The sequence below is a fragment of the Pseudomonas xionganensis genome (genome assembly GCF_009763245.1).
GTDB lineage: Bacteria > Pseudomonadota > Gammaproteobacteria > Pseudomonadales > Pseudomonadaceae > Aquipseudomonas > Aquipseudomonas xionganensis.
Genome location: NZ_WKJZ01000005.1, coordinates 54950 through 69401, shown reverse-complemented (window position 1 = coordinate 69401; position 14452 = coordinate 54950). Strand labels below are relative to the sequence as shown.

General features: G+C 60.0%; 16 protein-coding genes and 1 tRNA gene. 13 read left to right on the top strand and 4 right to left on the bottom strand.

Features of this window, described 5'->3' with window-relative positions:
- Window positions 1-16 precede the first annotated feature (16 nt).
- From GJV18_RS18115 to trhA, 3 genes are all read left to right on the top strand, one after another.
- The gene (locus GJV18_RS18115) at window positions 17-1654 is read left to right on the top strand and encodes an AMP-binding protein (RefSeq protein WP_160347891.1); all 1638 of its coding nucleotides are present in this window, start codon (window positions 17-19) and stop codon (window positions 1652-1654) included.
- A 73-nt stretch (window positions 1655-1727) separates the two neighbouring features.
- Window positions 1728-2909: a CaiB/BaiF CoA transferase family protein gene (locus GJV18_RS18110; RefSeq protein ID WP_160347890.1), complete on the top strand. Its 1182-nt coding sequence runs from the start codon at window positions 1728-1730 to the stop codon at window positions 2907-2909.
- Window positions 2910-3015: 106 nt separating this feature from the next.
- Complete coding sequence (trhA, locus tag GJV18_RS18105) at window positions 3016-3633, top strand: PAQR family membrane homeostasis protein TrhA (RefSeq protein ID WP_160347889.1); 618 nt, start codon at window positions 3016-3018, stop codon at window positions 3631-3633.
- Here the strand turns inward: trhA and GJV18_RS18100 are convergent, their stop codons facing one another.
- From GJV18_RS18100 to GJV18_RS18090, 3 genes are all read right to left on the bottom strand, one after another.
- Entirely contained in the window at window positions 3634-4149 is a 516-nt protein-coding gene (locus GJV18_RS18100; RefSeq protein WP_267904586.1) for a SprT family zinc-dependent metalloprotease, read from the bottom strand.
- Window positions 4150-4251: 102 nt separating this feature from the next.
- Window positions 4252-4851: a Yip1 family protein gene (locus tag GJV18_RS18095; protein WP_160347887.1), complete on the bottom strand. Its 600-nt coding sequence runs from the start codon at window positions 4849-4851 to the stop codon at window positions 4252-4254.
- Between the two features lie 167 nt (window positions 4852-5018).
- The gene (locus GJV18_RS18090; protein ID WP_160347886.1) at window positions 5019-5615 is read right to left on the bottom strand and encodes a DNA-J related domain-containing protein; all 597 of its coding nucleotides are present in this window, start codon (window positions 5613-5615) and stop codon (window positions 5019-5021) included.
- Window positions 5616-5711: 96 nt separating this feature from the next.
- On the opposite strand from GJV18_RS18090, the gene ttcA reads away from it, so the two are divergent.
- The 5 genes from ttcA (at window position 5712) to GJV18_RS18065 (ending at window position 9502) form a co-directional block, all read left to right on the top strand.
- On the top strand, window positions 5712-6536 hold the full coding sequence (gene ttcA / locus GJV18_RS18085; protein ID WP_160347885.1) for a tRNA 2-thiocytidine(32) synthetase TtcA: 825 nt from the start codon (window positions 5712-5714) through the stop codon (window positions 6534-6536).
- Between the two features lie 62 nt (window positions 6537-6598).
- Window positions 6599-7270: a DNA-3-methyladenine glycosylase I gene (locus GJV18_RS18080; protein WP_160347884.1), complete on the top strand. Its 672-nt coding sequence runs from the start codon at window positions 6599-6601 to the stop codon at window positions 7268-7270.
- Between the two features lie 111 nt (window positions 7271-7381).
- Window positions 7382-8140, top strand: a complete 759-nt coding sequence (locus GJV18_RS18075; protein ID WP_160347883.1) for an NAD-dependent deacylase — start codon at window positions 7382-7384, stop codon at window positions 8138-8140.
- 75 nt (window positions 8141-8215) lie between these two features.
- Window positions 8216-8839 (top strand): C40 family peptidase, encoded by a 624-nt coding sequence (locus GJV18_RS18070; RefSeq protein WP_160347882.1) that lies wholly within the window; start codon window positions 8216-8218, stop codon window positions 8837-8839.
- Window positions 8840-8977: 138 nt separating this feature from the next.
- On the top strand, window positions 8978-9502 hold the full coding sequence (locus GJV18_RS18065; RefSeq protein WP_160347881.1) for a C40 family peptidase: 525 nt from the start codon (window positions 8978-8980) through the stop codon (window positions 9500-9502).
- A 52-nt stretch (window positions 9503-9554) separates the two neighbouring features.
- Here GJV18_RS18065 and GJV18_RS18060 read toward each other — a convergent pair whose 3' ends face one another.
- Window positions 9555-10838, bottom strand: coding sequence for an NAD(P)/FAD-dependent oxidoreductase (locus GJV18_RS18060; protein WP_160347880.1), 1284 nt, complete (start codon window positions 10836-10838; stop codon window positions 9555-9557).
- A gap of 185 nt (window positions 10839-11023) precedes the next feature.
- Between GJV18_RS18060 and GJV18_RS18055 the strand changes: the two genes are divergently transcribed.
- The 5 genes from GJV18_RS18055 to rplT all read left to right on the top strand — a co-directional run bounded on the left by GJV18_RS18055 (window position 11024) and on the right by rplT (window position 14448).
- A tRNA-Val gene (locus GJV18_RS18055) sits at window positions 11024-11100 on the top strand.
- Window positions 11101-11337: 237 nt separating this feature from the next.
- A complete protein-coding gene (thrS, locus tag GJV18_RS18050; RefSeq protein WP_160347879.1) occupies window positions 11338-13260 on the top strand; it encodes a threonine--tRNA ligase in 1923 nt (640 codons plus the stop codon).
- Window positions 13260-13811, top strand: coding sequence for a translation initiation factor IF-3 (infC, locus tag GJV18_RS18045; protein ID WP_178113472.1), 552 nt, complete (start codon window positions 13260-13262; stop codon window positions 13809-13811). The genes thrS and infC overlap by 1 nt, the downstream gene beginning before the upstream one ends.
- A 60-nt stretch (window positions 13812-13871) precedes the next feature.
- Window positions 13872-14066: a 50S ribosomal protein L35 gene (gene rpmI / locus GJV18_RS18040; RefSeq protein WP_003461222.1), complete on the top strand. Its 195-nt coding sequence runs from the start codon at window positions 13872-13874 to the stop codon at window positions 14064-14066.
- Window positions 14067-14091: 25 nt separating this feature from the next.
- Window positions 14092-14448 (top strand): 50S ribosomal protein L20, encoded by a 357-nt coding sequence (gene rplT / locus GJV18_RS18035; protein ID WP_160080018.1) that lies wholly within the window; start codon window positions 14092-14094, stop codon window positions 14446-14448.
- The last annotated feature ends 4 nt before the right edge of the window (window positions 14449-14452 follow it).

The window sequence follows — 14452 nt, the reverse complement described above, 5'->3', positions numbered from 1 at the left end:
AGAACGAGGGATTGCGATGACGGATCAACTGCCCCTGGAGCGCCTGGCGCTCTGGGTCGAGAAACGCCCGGATGCGGTCTGGCTCAGCCAGCCGGTGAATGGCCAGTGGCATGACTTCACCTGGGCCCAGGTGGATGAGCAGGCGCGGCGCATGGCCAGCGCCTTGCAGGCCCTGGGTTGTGCACCGGGGGAGCGGGTCGCGCTGCTGGCGAAGAACTGCGCCGAGTGGTTTATCGCCGATCTTGCGATCATGCTCGCCGGTCTGGTCAGCGTGCCGCTGTATCCGCTGCAGTCGGCCGAGAGTATCGACTATGTGCTGCGCCACTCGCAGTGCAAGGCGATCTTTGTCGGCAAGCTGGATGAGCCGGACAAGCTGGCGCCGGGTATCCCGGCAGAGGTCATGCGTATCGCCATGCCCTATCCGACCATGGCCGCCCAGTACACCTGGGCCGAGCTGCTGGCGGCGCATCAGCCGCTGCACGAGGTGCACCGGCAGTCAGCCGAGCAGCTGCTCAGCATCCTCTATACCTCCGGCACCACCGGCCAGCCCAAGGGCGTGATGCTCTCGGCGGGGGCCTTTGCCTATGCCGGTAGCCAGTCGGTCAGGGAGATGCAGATTACCGAGCAGGATCAGTATTTCTCCTACCTGCCGCTGTCCCATGCCGCCGAGCGCTTTCTGGTGGAGATGAACGCCCTGTACAGCGGCGGGCGGGTGGCCTTCGTCGAGTCCCTGGAAACCTTTGCCAGTGATCTGCGCCATGTGCGTCCGACTGTATTCTTCTCCGTGCCGCGTTTGTGGACGCGCTTTCAGCAGGGTGTGCTGGAAAAGCTGCCCCAGGCCAAATTGTCGCGGCTGCTGCGAATTCCGCTGATTGGCAAGCTGGTGGCGCGCAAGATCCGCAAGGGCCTGGGCCTGGACCGCGCGCGTATTCTGGTCAGCGGCGCGGCAGCCATCCCGCGGGCCTTGCTGGAGTGGTACCAGAGCATCGGTATCACCATCTGCGAGGGCTATGGCATGACCGAGCACCTGGCCTATGGCTGTTTCAACCGCCCGGGCCAGGTGCGCTTCGGTACCGTGGGCAAACCCATGCCGGGAAACGAGCTGCGCATCGCCGACAATGGTGAAATCCTCCTGCGCTGCCCCAGTCTGATGCTGGGCTATTACCTGGATCCGGAGAAAACCGCCGAAACCATCACCGATGGCTGGCTGCATACCGGCGACAAGGGCGAGGTGGATGCCGAGGGTTACCTGAAGATCACCGGGCGGGTGAAGGACATCTTCAAGACCAGCAAGGGCAAGTACATCGCCCCGGCGCCGATCGAAGGCGAGATCGCCAAGAACCTCTGGGTCGAGCAGGTGTGCCTGATGGGTAGCAACCTCGATCAGCCCCTGGCGTTGATCGAACTGTCGCCTGCGGCCCGGGAGCAGTCGCAAGAGCAGGTCACGGCCGATCTGGCCCAGACCCTGCAGCAGCTCAATGCAAAGCTTGAGGCCCACGAGCGCCTTAGCCACTTTGTAGTGGTGCGCGAGGCCTGGACCGTGGATAACGGCTGCATGACGCCGACCATGAAGATACGCCGCAATGTGCTGGAGGCGCGTTTTGCCGACCAGCTGGGTGAGCTGGATGCCAGGCAGCCGCTGCACTGGCAATAACAGTAGCTGGACAGGCCGCAGGCTTGTCCACCGTGAGACCCATCGGCGTTAACCATTACCCCAAGGAGCTGTTATGCAAGGCCCGCTGTCGTCACTGAAAGTTCTGGATTTCTCCACCCTGTTGCCGGGGCCCTTTGCCTCCCTGCTGTTGGCCGATATGGGCGCCGAGGTGCTGCGGGTGGAGTCGCCATCGCGCATGGACCTGGTGCGCGTGCTGCCGCCCCATGATGGCGGCGTTTCAGCCAGCCATGCCTATCTCAACCGCAACAAGCGCTCCATTGCCCTGGACCTGAAAAAGCCCGAGGCGGTGGAACTGGTCAAGCAACTGGTGGCCGAGTACGACATCGTGCTGGAGCAGTTTCGCCCAGGCGTCATGGACAAGCTCGGTGTGGGCTATGAGGCGCTGAAGGCGATCAACCCGCGCCTGATCTACGTCTCCATCACCGGTTATGGCCAGAGCGGCCCGTACAAGGATCGCGCCGGGCACGACATCAACTACCTGGCCCTGGCCGGCCTTGCCAGCTATACCGGCAGGCGCGAAACCGGGCCGCTGCCTCTGGGCATTCAGGCGGCGGATATCGCCGGAGGCTCGCTGCATGGAGTAATCGGGCTGCTGGCGGCGGTGATCCAGCGTCAGGCCACGGGGCAGGGCCAGCAGGTGGATATCAGCATGACCGACTGCGCCTTCAGCCTGCATGGCATGGCCGGAGCCGGTTACCTGGCGGCCGGGGTGGAGCCGGAGATGGAAAACCAGGCCCTCAACGGCGGCAGCTTCTACGACTACTACCGCACCCGCGATGGCCGCTGGCTGTCGGTGGGCAGTCTGGAGCCACAGTTTATGCAGCAGTTCTGCCAGGCCCTGGGCCGCCCGGAACTGGCTGCCCGCGGCCTGTCGCAGAAGCCGGAGGATCAGCGTGCACTCAAGCGCGAGATCGAGATCGAGATCGAGAAACGTGATTTTGCCGAGTGGAACCAGGTGTTTGCCGCTCTGGATGCCTGTGTCGAGCCAATGCTGAAACTGTCCGAAGCGCTGGAGCACCCGCAACTCAAGGCCCGTCAGCTGATCACCGAGGTGCCCCGCGACGGTCAGGCCGCCCAGCGCCAGATCGCCTGTCCGATCAAGTTTTCTGCAGGATTACCCGAGCCTCGTCATATTGGTGCGGCTCTGGGCGCCCATAGCGATGAGGTACTGGCCGAGTTGGGCTATGCGCCCGAGCGCATCGCCGAACTGAAGGCGGCCCGGGTAGTGGTCTGATCGGGCCGCCTTGGACATCGTGTCGCCGAATAGCTAGGGCTCGTCAAACGCTGACTTTTCCGGCATAAGCCTGAGCATTGGCGTTAACGAGCTGTATGGAAAAACTATGTATCACGGGGAACGTTTCAACGCCTGGACGCATCTGGTCGGTGCGCTACTGGCCTGTGCTGGCGCAGTATGGCTGCTGGTGCTGGCCAGCCTGGATGGCGAGCTGCGCAAGATTATCGGCGTGGCGATCTATGGCCTGACCCTGGTGCTGCTCTACAGCATTTCCACGCTGTATCACAGCGTGCAGGGGCGAGCGAAGGTGCTGATGCGCAAGCTCGACCACCTGTCGATCTATCTGTTGATTGCCGGCAGTTATACGCCGTTCTGCCTGGTGACCCTCGAAGGGGCGTGGGGCTGGACGCTGTTCGGCATCGTCTGGGCGCTGGCGATTATCGGCATGCTGCAGGAGATCAAGCCGCGTTCCGAGGCGCGGGTGCTGTCGATCGTGATCTATGCCGTGATGGGCTGGATTGTGCTGATCGCAGTCAAACCATTGATTGCCGCCCTGGGCCGGGACGGCTTTATCTGGCTGGCCGGCGGCGGGGTGCTGTACACGGTGGGCATCATCTTCTTCGCCTATGACAGCCGCTTCCGTCATTGGCATGGCATCTGGCACCTGTTCGTCATGGGTGGCAGCCTGATGCACTTTGTTGCGGTGCTGCGTTACGTCCTCTAACTACCCGCTGGGTGATTCGACCCGCTGTTCGCCGGTATAGCTCAAGGTCACCTTGCAGCGCCTGCAGAAGTAGCGTCGTCCCTTGCTGACCAGGGCGTGGCGCTGGGCCGAGAAGGGAAACTCACCCTGTGGGCAGCTGCAGCGGTAGATATAACGATTGGCGGTGCGCCGTTGCACGGTATAGCTGTGGCAACGGTTGGGCGGCAGTTCATAGACACCGCGCATGATCAGCTGCCATTCCTCACCGTGGGGCTGGATCTTCAGGCCGAACAGCTGATGGGCAATCAGGTGCGCCACTTCGTGGGCTACGGTCTGGCGGAGAAAGTCTTCGTGGTTTTCCCGGTACAGCTGCGGGTTGAAGCGCAGTTTGTTTTCCGTCAGGTGTGCCACTCCGGCTTTTTGCCCGCGCAGCTTGAAGCTGACTTCCGGGCGCGCAAAGTCGCGCTTGAAGAAGCGTTCGGCTTGTTGGTAGCACTCTTCTACGCGGCTTAAGAGTCGTTCGGGCATGGCGGTCAGCGGTCTGGAGTTTGCCCGCGATTATGCCCGTACCCGTGTTGCGCTTCAGCCCTGAAACGACGAAACCACCCGCAGGTGGTTTCGTTTCTCCTTATTGACCGGTCAGCTGGTGTACACCGGGCCTACGCCAAAGCCCCAGAGAATCACCGAGCAGGCGATCATGGCCACCAGCACCACCAGGCCCACGGCCAGTACCGAACTGGAGAACATAAAGCCCTCGTCCTCGGGAATGCCCATAAAGGTCGGGATGCCGACATAGAGCAGATACACGGTGTAGCAGATGGCCGCCGTGCCCACTACCATGGCCAGCCACAGGTGTGGGTAGAGCGCCGCAAGCCCGCCGATAAACAGCGGTGTGGCGGTATAGGCGGCGAACACCACGCACTGGGTCAGGTTGGGGCTGGCGTCATAGGTGCGCGCCATCCAGTGGATAAAGGCGCCCATCACCGCCACGCCGGCGAGCATCGCCAGGTAGGTCATGATGGTCATTTGCAATGCGCTGGCCTCGGTGAGCATGACCGGCGCTCGGTCACCGATCGACCAGCCCACCTGGGTCGTGCCGATAAAGGCCGAAATTGCGGGAATTGCTGCAAGCAACAGAACGTGGGTGAGATACATGTGGCTGATGGTTTCTTCCTCGCCACGGATTTCCTGCCATTCCTGATCGGGATGGGTGAAGAGCCCCCAAACGTGATGGATCATGCCAAACACCTCCTCTTGTTATAGCGGTCGCCCCCCAGCGCAGCGCCCGGTTCGCGTGTACAGCGTCACCGGGTACGTGGCCGAACCTATGCGACCGTATGTCGCAGTATAGGCAAGGAATCCGGGTGTGGAGGAGGGTGGCCTTAGAGCAAATCGGACTCTGAAACCTATCCGTAATAGCGTTCCAGGATTTCCATCGCTTTGTTGATCGATTGCAGGCGTGCGGTGCTGCCGCCGCGATCGGGGTGGTGTTGGCTTACCAGTTGCCGGTAGCGATGCTTGATGGTGGCGAGATTGAGCGCTTGCGGCTGATCGGCCAGCTCGAACAGTTCCAGTGCCGCGAGCTTTTCTTCACCGCCCTGCATGCGTGTCCAGAAGCTGGCCAGCAGCTTCTCCACATCCCGCTCATCGGTATCGCGCAGGTGGTCGAGGTTCAGGTAGTACTCGCGCAGCGGGTCGTGTTCGCGGAGCTCGCGGCTGCCTGCCTGGTAGGGCAGCAGTTGAATGCACAGAGGGCTGATCTGCAGGTAGGCGCGCTGTTCGCCCCAGAGCCTGTCACGCAGTTGATAGAGGGCGTTGAACAGCAGGAAATGGGTGCGAAACAGCACCAGTTTGTCGGCCAGCGGCAGGTTGGGGATATGGGTGCAGTGGCCGGCCTTGAGCTGCTGGATCAACTGATACTCGGCCAGCCCGGCAGGCGCCGCCTGGAGCAGCTGATAGAGGTGGTCGGGCAGGTCCTGGCGCGGGTCGAGTTCGTCGTTCATCGGCCGAGCCTAGCATTTTGCCGTGATTGGGGTGGGGCGCTCTGGGCTTTCTGCGTAAAATGTCGCGTTTTTCCAGCTAGCGGATTCCAGCGCACCATGGGCACCCTTTCGGTCAACCAGAACAAACTGCAAAAACGCCTGCGCCGTCAGGCTGGCGAAGCCATTGCCGACTTCAACATGATCGAGGATGGCGACAAGGTCATGGTCTGCCTGTCCGGTGGCAAGGACAGCTACACCATGCTCGATGTGCTGCTGTACCTGCAGAAGGTGGCACCGATCCAGTTCGAGATCGTCGCGGTGAACATGGACCAGAAGCAGCCCGGCTTCCCCGAGCATGTGCTGCCGGCCTATCTGGAATCCATTGGTGTGCCGTACCACATCATCGAGAAGGACACCTATTCGGTGGTCAAGGAGAAGATCCCCGAGGGCAAGACCACCTGCTCGCTGTGTTCGCGCCTGCGTCGCGGCACCCTGTACACCTATGCCGACGAGATCGGCGCGACCAAGATGGCCCTGGGGCATCACCGCGACGACATCCTGGAAACCTTCTTCCTCAATATGTTCTACGGCGGCACCCTCAAGGCCATGCCGCCCAAGCTGCTGTCTGACGACGGGCGCAATGTGGTGATCCGCCCGCTGGCCTATTGCAGCGAGGCCGATATCGAGGCCTACAGCACGCTCAAGGAATTCCCCATCATCCCCTGCAATCTGTGTGGCTCCCAGGAAAACCTGCAGCGCCAGGTGGTCAAGGAAATGCTTCAGGAATGGGAGCGCAAGAGTCCGGGGCGCACCGAGATCATGTTCCGTGCGCTGCAGAACGTGGTGCCGTCGCAGTTGGCCGATGGCAATCTGTTCGACTTCAAGAGCCTGAAAATCGACGACAGCGCCACCCCGCGCTTTGTCGATGTGATGAATCTGTGACCCTTGCGTAGGATGGGTTGAGCGCAGCGATACCCATCGTTATGCAGATCAAGGATTGCCTGATGCGCGACTACAAGTGGCTTCACGAATACTGTCTGAACCGTTTTGGCTCGGCCGCCGCCCTGGAGGCCATGCTGCCGCAGCCGCGCAGCGCCGAGGAACTGCGCGCAATCAGCGATGATCGCTACCTGTCGTTGCTCAGCCTGCGGATCTTTCGCGCCGGCCTCAAGCACAGCCTGGTGGATGCCAAGTGGCCGGCTTTCGAGGAGGTGTTCTTTGGCTTCGATCCGGAAAAGGTCGTGCTGATGGGCGCCGAGCGTCTGGAGAACCTGATGCAGAATGTCCGTATCATTCGCCATCTGGGCAAGCTCAAGAGCGTGCCGCGCAATGCCCAGTTCATCCTCGATGTGCAGAAGGAAAGGGGCAGCTTCGGTGCGCTGATCGCTGACTGGCCGGTGAACGATATAGTCGGCCTGTGGAAATACCTGGCCAAGCACGGTTGCCAGCTGGGAGGCCTGTCTGCGCCACGTTTTCTGCGCATGGTCGGCAAGGACAGCTTCGTGCCCACCGACGATATGGTCGCCGCCCTCAAGGCTCAGCAGATCATCGACAAGGCGCCGACCAGCCTGAAAGAGCTGGCTGCGGTGCAGGCGGCGTTCAACCAGTGGCAGGCCGAGAGCGGGCGGCCACTGTGCCAGCTGTCGGTGATGCTGGCCCATACGGTCAACCACTGAGATTTTCACGTGGTAGGAGCGGGCCATGCCCGCGAAACTGAAAGCATCGCGGGCATGGCCCGCTCCTACATATGATTCGACTGGCGAGCGGGCGCTGCAGGGAGGTGCTCAATGCAGGAGGCGATTGGTGAGGTTGCTCAGGTCATCAGGAAGGCTGAGCGTATCCTGTTGATCACCGGCGCCGGGCTGTCCGCCGATTCAGGTTTGCCGACTTACCGTGGTCTGGGTGGCCTGTATAACGGCCATACTGCCGAGGGCTTGCCAATCGAGGCGGCCTTGTCCGGGCCCATGTTGCAACGCGATCCGGCGCTGTGCTGGAAATACCTGGCCGAACTGGGGCGCGCCTGTCTGAGCGCTCAGCCCAACGCTGGCCATTTCGCCCTTGCCGAGCTGCAGCGGCGCAAGCCTGATTGCTGGTTGTTGACGCAGAATATCGATGGTTACCACCGCGCGGCCGGCAGCCCGATGGGCAGGGTGATCGAGATCCATGGCGAGCTGGCGCCGCTGTATTGCCAATCCTGCGGGGCAATCGATGAGGAACTGATCGAGCACCTGGGGCGGCCATTGCCGCCGCTGTGTCGCAAATGCGGCGGGGTGTTGCGCCCGCCTGTCGTGCTGTTCGAGGAAATGCTCCCGGAGCCGGCGATCGGTGCGCTCTATAACGAGCTGCACAAGGGGTTCGAAGTGGTCATCAGCATCGGCACCAGCGCCAGCTTTCCCTATATAGTCGATCCGCTGCTGCGCACCCGCCAGGCCGGTGGCTTTACCGTTGAAATCAACCCCATCCATACCGATCTGAGCAAAATGGTGGATGTCCATCTGCCAGGGCGGGCGTTAGATGTTTTGCCGAAACTCGTGGGTCACATTTAGCCCAATAGAATTTGCAAATTGATCCCGCTGCGGGCATAGTCGCGAGCCTGTAAATTTTTCGACACGGTCGTGCTTATGCGCAAATGCCTCGCACCCCTCGTGCCCTTCGCACTGCTGATGACTCTGGCCGCCTGCGCCACTCATGGGCCGCAATCGCAGCCGGTTGCTGCGCTTGTCACTGAACAGCCCAGTCAATCCGGGCAAACCCTGCAAATAGTTGAAGAGCCCGACGATGCAGCGGTCGCCACCCTGCTCGATGAGCAGGACTATGAACTGCCGAATCTGGCAGAGAGCATCCTCGATCATGGTCTGACCCTGGTGGGTACCCGTTATCGCTATGGCGGCAGCTCGGTGCAGTCGGGTTTCGATTGCAGCGGTTTTATCGGTTATCTGTTCAAGGAGGAACTGGGCCTGCAGCTGCCGCGCTCCTCCCGTGACATGATCAATATCGATGCGCCCAAGGTGGCGCGCGACGAGCTGGAACCGGGGGATCTGCTGTTCTTCAGTACCGCCGGGCGCAATCGCGTGAGCCATGCCGGCATCTATATGGGCGACAACCAGTTTATCCATTCATCCAGCAGCCGCAGCGGTGGGGTACGGGTCGATAGCCTGGAGGATCGTTACTGGTCGCGCACCTTTATCGAGGCCAAGCGCGCACTGGCCCTGGCGCCACATGAGGCGCAGACGGTCGAGCGTTAGGCGCTATGGAGGTCTGAGTCTTTATAGCTCAGGCCTATCTTGATAGATATCAATGCCATGGCCCGTAAAGCTAAAGCTTGCGCTGCAGTATGCAAGCCGGCAGAGTAAGGAGCATTCCCGCTCAGGATGGCTCTGCCCATGACGGTTATCGCCCGTTTTTCCCTGCTTGCGCTGCTGGCCATGTTGGCCGCCTGCAGCAGTCGCGCGCCGCAACCCGAGTCGCCGCCGGCTCAGTCAACCCCTCTCTCTCTGTTCAATCCCGCTGCCAGTGATGTGCTGTTTCGCGCCCTGGGGCTGGTGGGTACGCCTTATCGCTATGGCGGCAATACCCCGGACGGCGGCTTTGATTGCAGTGGCCTGATTGGCTATGTCTATCGCGATGCTGCGGGTATCAGCCTGCCGCGCTCTACCCGCGAACTGATCAGTATGAGCAAGCCCACTGTGGCGCGTGATGCGCTGCAAAGCGGTGACCTGGTGTTCTTTGCCACCAATGGCGGGCGTCAGGTCAGTCATGCGGGTATCTATGTCGGGGAGGGGCGTTTCGTTCATGCGCCCTCCACCGGCGGGACGGTGCGACTGGACAGCCTCAGCAACAGGTACTGGCAGCGCACCTATCTGCAGGCCAAGCGGATTATCCCGGCGGAATTGGCCAGTAACCCTTGAAGGGTATAGCAACAAAAACGGCACCCTAGGGTGCCGTTTTTTGTTTATGGGGTTATATGCCCAGCTTGTCGCGCATGGTGTAGTACCAGGCGCCCATGGCGCTGAAGGGCACCTGGAACAGGCGGCCGCCCGGGAAGGGGTAATGGGGCAGGGTGGCGAAGGCGTCAAAGCGCTCGGCCTGTCCGCGCAGCACTTCACCCAGCAGTTTGCCAGCCAGGTGCGTATAGGTTACGCCGTGGCCGCTGCAGCCCTGGGAATAATAGATGTTGTCACCCAGGCGGCCGACCTGAGGCAGGCGCGACAGGGTCAGCAGGAAGTTGCCGGTCCAGGCGTAATCGATCTTCACGTCCTTGAGCTGAGGGAAGGCCTTGAGCATCTTCGGGCGAATGATGGCCTCGATATTGGCTGGGTCACGTGCGCCATACACCACGCCGCCGCCGAAGATCAGGCGGTTGTCACCGGACAGGCGATAGTAATCGAGCAGGTAGTTGCAGTCTTCGACGCAGTAGTCCTGGGGCAGCAGGCTGCGGGCCATTTCCTCGGACAATGGCTCGGTGGTGATCACCTGGGTGCCGCAGGGCATGGACTTGGCCGAGAGTTCCGGTACCAGGTTGCCCAGATAGGCGTTGCCGGCAACCACCACGAACTTGGCCTTGATCCGGCCTTTGGGGGTGTGCACCACCGGGTTGGCGCCGCGGTCGATGCGAGTGGCCGGGCTTTGCTCGTAAATAACGCCGCCCAGGGATTCCACAGCAGCGGCTTCGCCCAGGGCCAGGTTGAGTGGGTGGATATGGCCGCCGCTCATGTCCAGCATGCCGCCTGCATAGATATCAGTGCCCACCACTTCACGGATGCGCTTGGCGTCCATCAGCTCCAGCTGGGTGTGGCCATAGCGCTCCCACAGCTTCTTCTGCGACTCCAGGTGCTTCATATGCTTGGCGGTGTTGGCCGCGAATACGCCGCCGTCTTTCAGGTCGCACTGGATGTCGTACTTCTTGATCCGCTCGCGAATAATGCGGCCGCCTTCAAAGGCCATGTCACCGAGCAGTTTGGCCTGCTTGGGGCCGACACTGCGCTCGATCACATCGATATCGCGGCTGTAGCTGTTGACGATCTGCCCGCCGTTGCGCCCGGATGCGCCAAAGCCGACCTTGGCTGCTTCAACGATGCTGACCTTGAAGCCGTTTTCCAGCAGGGCAATAGCGGTGGACAGGCCGGTGTAGCCGGCGCCGATGATGCACACATCGGTCTCGATCTCACCGTTCAGCTCGGGGCGGGCCGGAGCCGGGTTGGCCGAAGCTGCGTAGTAGGACTGTGGGTAGGGTGTGTGCGTCATTTTGCAACCTCTGTTCTTTATATTTTACGAATGAGCGGATGCTACCCGAGTTGAAATTAGCCGGCTAGTACCCTGTGCAAAATATCCAACGTCAGCTGTTCAGCTAAAAAATTCAATTATTCAGGCAGTTAGCGAAAATAACTGTTGACTCCTGCGGGCGCCTCCGTAGAATGCGCCTCCATTGCAGGCACGTAGCTCAGTTGGTTAGAGCACCACCTTGACATGGTGGGGGTCGTTGGTTCGAGTCCAATCGTGCCTACCAGATACGTAAAGAAGGGTCGCTTAGGCGGCCCTTTTTTATTGCCTGGCTTGCTGCAGCAGCGGCTTTCTGCAAGCATCCGGCGGCTGTTTTTGCTTATTACCTCCAGTGACTCTGGTTCAGTATGGCTTGGCTCGCAAGCTCCTGCCGCTGTAAGGCAGTTATGCCGCTGAATCGCTTCCTGGCTCATCCCAACCCATGTGGCCTTTGGTAGAGGTCACCACTAGGAGAGGAGGCGCCATGCCCGTTATTACTCTTCCTGACGGCAGTCAGCGTTCGTTCGATCATCCTGTTTCTGTTCTTGAGGTGGCGCAGTCCATCGGTGCTGGTCTGGCCAAGGCCGCGGTGGCTGGCAAGGTCAATGGCCGCCTGGTGGATGCCTGTGATCTGATCGATGGCGATGCGACCCTGCAGATCATTACGCCCAAGGATCAGGAAGGCTTGGAGATTATTCGTCACTCCTGTGCGCACCTGATCGGTCATGCGGTCAAGCAGTTGTTCCCGAGTGCCAAGATGGTGATCGGCCCGGTGATCGAGGAAGGCTTCTATTACGACATCGCCGCCGAGCGTCCCTTCACGCCGGAGGATGTGGCGGCTATCGAGCAGCGTATGCAGCAGCTGATCGAAAAAGACTACGACGTGATCAAGAAGATGACGCCGCGGGCCGAAGTCATCGAGGTGTTCAAGTCCCGTGGCGAGGACTACAAGCTGCGTCTGGTTGAAGATATGCCGGACGAGCAGGCCATGGGGCTGTACTACCACGAAGAATATGTCGACATGTGCCGTGGTCCGCATGTGCCCAATACCCGCTTCCTCAAGGCCTTCAAACTGACCAAGCTGTCCGGTGCCTACTGGCGCGGCGATGCCAAGAACGAGCAGTTGCAGCGTGTGTATGGCACGGCCTGGGCTGACAAAAAGCAGCTGGCGGCCTATATCCAGCGCATCGAAGAGGCCGAGAAGCGCGATCATCGCAAGATCGGCAAGCGCCTGAATCTGTTCCATACCCAGGAAGAAGCGCCAGGCATGGTGTTCTGGCATCCCAATGGCTGGACCCTGTACCAGGTGCTGGAGCAGTACATGCGCCAGGTGCAGCGTGAACATGGCTATCTGGAGATCAAGACGCCGCAGGTGGTCGATCGTTCGCTATGGGAGAAGTCCGGCCACTGGGCCAACTATGCCGAGAACATGTTCACCACCGAGTCGGAAAGCCGCGACTACGCGATCAAACCGATGAACTGCCCATGCCATGTGCAGGTGTTCAACCAGGGCTTGAAGAGCTATCGCGAGCTGCCGATGCGTCTGGCCGAGTTCGGCGCCTGTCACCGCAATGAACCGTCCGGAGCGCTGCACGGCATCATGCGCGTGCGCGGCTTTACTCAGGATGATGCGCATATCTTCTGCACCGAAGAGCAGATGCAGAGCGAGTCGGCCGACTTTATCAGGCTGACCCAGGCGGTCTATGCCGACTTCGGTTTCAGTGATATCCAGCTCAAGCTTTCCACTCGTCCGGAAAAGCGCGTTGGTTCCGATGAATTGTGGGATCGTGCCGAAGCTGCTCTGGCTGCGGCGCTGGACAGTGCCGGGCTGCCCTATGATCTGCAGCCGGGCGAGGGTGCCTTTTACGGCCCGAAGATCGAGTTTTCCCTGAAGGATTGCCTGGGCCGGGTCTGGCAGTGCGGCACGCTGCAGCTGGACTTCAACCTGCCGGTGCGCCTGGGGGCGGAGTTCGTCAGTGAGGACAACAGCCGCAAACACCCGGTGATGTTGCATCGGGCGATTCTCGGCTCCTTCGAGCGCTTTATCGGGATTCTGATCGAGCACTATGAGGGTGCATTCCCAGCCTGGCTGGCTCCAACTCAGGCGGTGGTGCTGAATATCACCGACAAGCAGGCCGATTTTGCTCTGGAAGTGGAGAAAAACCTCAACCAAAGCGGTTTCCGTGCCAAGTCTGACTTGAGAAATGAAAAGATCGGCTTTAAAATCCGCGAGCATACTTTGCTCAAGGTTCCCTATCTTTTGGTTATTGGGGATCGTGAGGTCGAGACGCAAACTGTCGCTGTGCGCACTCGCGAAGGTGCTGATCTGGGCTCCATGCCGGTCAGCCAGTTCGCTGAATTCCTTGCGCAGGCGGTTTCCCGGCGTGGTCGCCAAGATTCGGAGTAATCATTATTAAGCGTGAAATGAGACAAGATAAACGAGCTGCACCGAAAGCCCCGATCAACGAGAATATCTCGGCTCGCGAGGTTCGGTTAATTGGCGCTGAAGGCGAGCAGATTGGCATCGTCTCTATTGATGAAGCGCTTCGCGTGGCTGAAGAGGCCAAGCTGGATCTGGTAGAAATTTCTGCTGATGCTGTCCCGCCCGTATGTCGTATCATGGACTACGGCAAGCACCTGTTCGAAAAGAAGAAACAGGTAGCAGCGGCGAAGAAGAATCAGAAGCAAGTCCAGATCAAAGAAATCAAGTTTCGTCCAGGGACGGAGGAAGGGGATTACCAGGTAAAACTACGCAACCTGGTACGTTTCCTTAGTGATGGGGACAGGGCCAAGGTATCGCTACGATTCCGCGGCCGTGAGATGGCACATCAGGAGCTGGGCATGGAGTTGTTGAAGCGAGTCGAAACCGACCTCGCCGAATACGGCACCGTTGAACAGCATCCAAAGATGGAAGGACGCCAGCTGATCATGGTCATCGCCCCCAAAAAGAAGAAGTAACCACCAGGGCACGGCAGGCCTTGCGGTTATGTTTATCAACTGAATGCGGAGTATCCGAACATGCCAAAGATGAAAACCAAGAGTGGTGCAGCCAAGCGTTTTTTGAAAACCGCTACCGGCTTCAAGCACAAGCACGCTTTCAAAAGCCACATCCTGACCAAGATGTCCACCAAGCGTAAGCGTCAGCTGCGTGGCAGCTCGCTGATCGGTCCGTCGGACAAGGCAAAAGTCGAGCGCATGCTGCGCGTTCGTTAATTGGTCAAGATAGAGGAAATTACTCATGGCTCGTGTTAAGCGTGGCGTTATCGCTCGTGCTCGTCACAAAAAAATTCTGAAACTCGCTAAGGGCTACTACGGTGCGCGTTCGCGCGTATTCCGCGTTGCCAAGCAGGCAGTGATCAAGGCAGGCCAGTACGCCTACCGCGACCGCCGTCAGCGCAAGCGTCAGTTCCGTGCTCTGTGGATTGCTCGTATCAATGCTGGTGCTCGTGTTAACGGTCTGTCCTACAGTCGTTTCATTGCCGGCCTGAAAAAAGCGTCCATCGAGATCGACCGTAAGGTTCTGGCTGATCTGGCAGTGAACGAAAAAGCGGCGTTTGCTGCGATTGTCGAGAAAGCGAAAGCCGTACTGGCTTAAGTCC

Bases quoted from the DNA above. Each gene is read 5' to 3' on its own strand.
- GJV18_RS18115 (WP_160347891.1), top strand. From the start codon at position 17: ATGACGGATCAACTGCCCCTGGAGCGCCTGGCGCTCTGGGTCGAGAAA.
- GJV18_RS18110 (WP_160347890.1), top strand. From the start codon at position 1,728: ATGCAAGGCCCGCTGTCGTCACTGAAAGTTCTGGATTTCTCCACCCTG.
- trhA (WP_160347889.1), top strand. From the start codon at position 3,016: ATGTATCACGGGGAACGTTTCAACGCCTGGACGCATCTGGTCGGTGCG.
- GJV18_RS18095 (WP_160347887.1), bottom strand. From the start codon at position 4,851: ATGATCCATCACGTTTGGGGGCTCTTCACCCATCCCGATCAGGAATGG.
- GJV18_RS18090 (WP_160347886.1), bottom strand. From the start codon at position 5,615: ATGAACGACGAACTCGACCCGCGCCAGGACCTGCCCGACCACCTCTAT.
- ttcA (WP_160347885.1), top strand. From the start codon at position 5,712: ATGGGCACCCTTTCGGTCAACCAGAACAAACTGCAAAAACGCCTGCGC.
- GJV18_RS18080 (WP_160347884.1), top strand. From the start codon at position 6,599: ATGCGCGACTACAAGTGGCTTCACGAATACTGTCTGAACCGTTTTGGC.
- GJV18_RS18075 (WP_160347883.1), top strand. From the start codon at position 7,382: ATGCAGGAGGCGATTGGTGAGGTTGCTCAGGTCATCAGGAAGGCTGAG.
- GJV18_RS18070 (WP_160347882.1), top strand. From the start codon at position 8,216: ATGCGCAAATGCCTCGCACCCCTCGTGCCCTTCGCACTGCTGATGACT.
- GJV18_RS18065 (WP_160347881.1), top strand. From the start codon at position 8,978: ATGACGGTTATCGCCCGTTTTTCCCTGCTTGCGCTGCTGGCCATGTTG.
- GJV18_RS18060 (WP_160347880.1), bottom strand. From the start codon at position 10,838: ATGACGCACACACCCTACCCACAGTCCTACTACGCAGCTTCGGCCAAC.
- thrS (WP_160347879.1), top strand. From the start codon at position 11,338: ATGCCCGTTATTACTCTTCCTGACGGCAGTCAGCGTTCGTTCGATCAT.
- rpmI (WP_003461222.1), top strand. From the start codon at position 13,872: ATGCCAAAGATGAAAACCAAGAGTGGTGCAGCCAAGCGTTTTTTGAAA.
- rplT (WP_160080018.1), top strand. From the start codon at position 14,092: ATGGCTCGTGTTAAGCGTGGCGTTATCGCTCGTGCTCGTCACAAAAAA.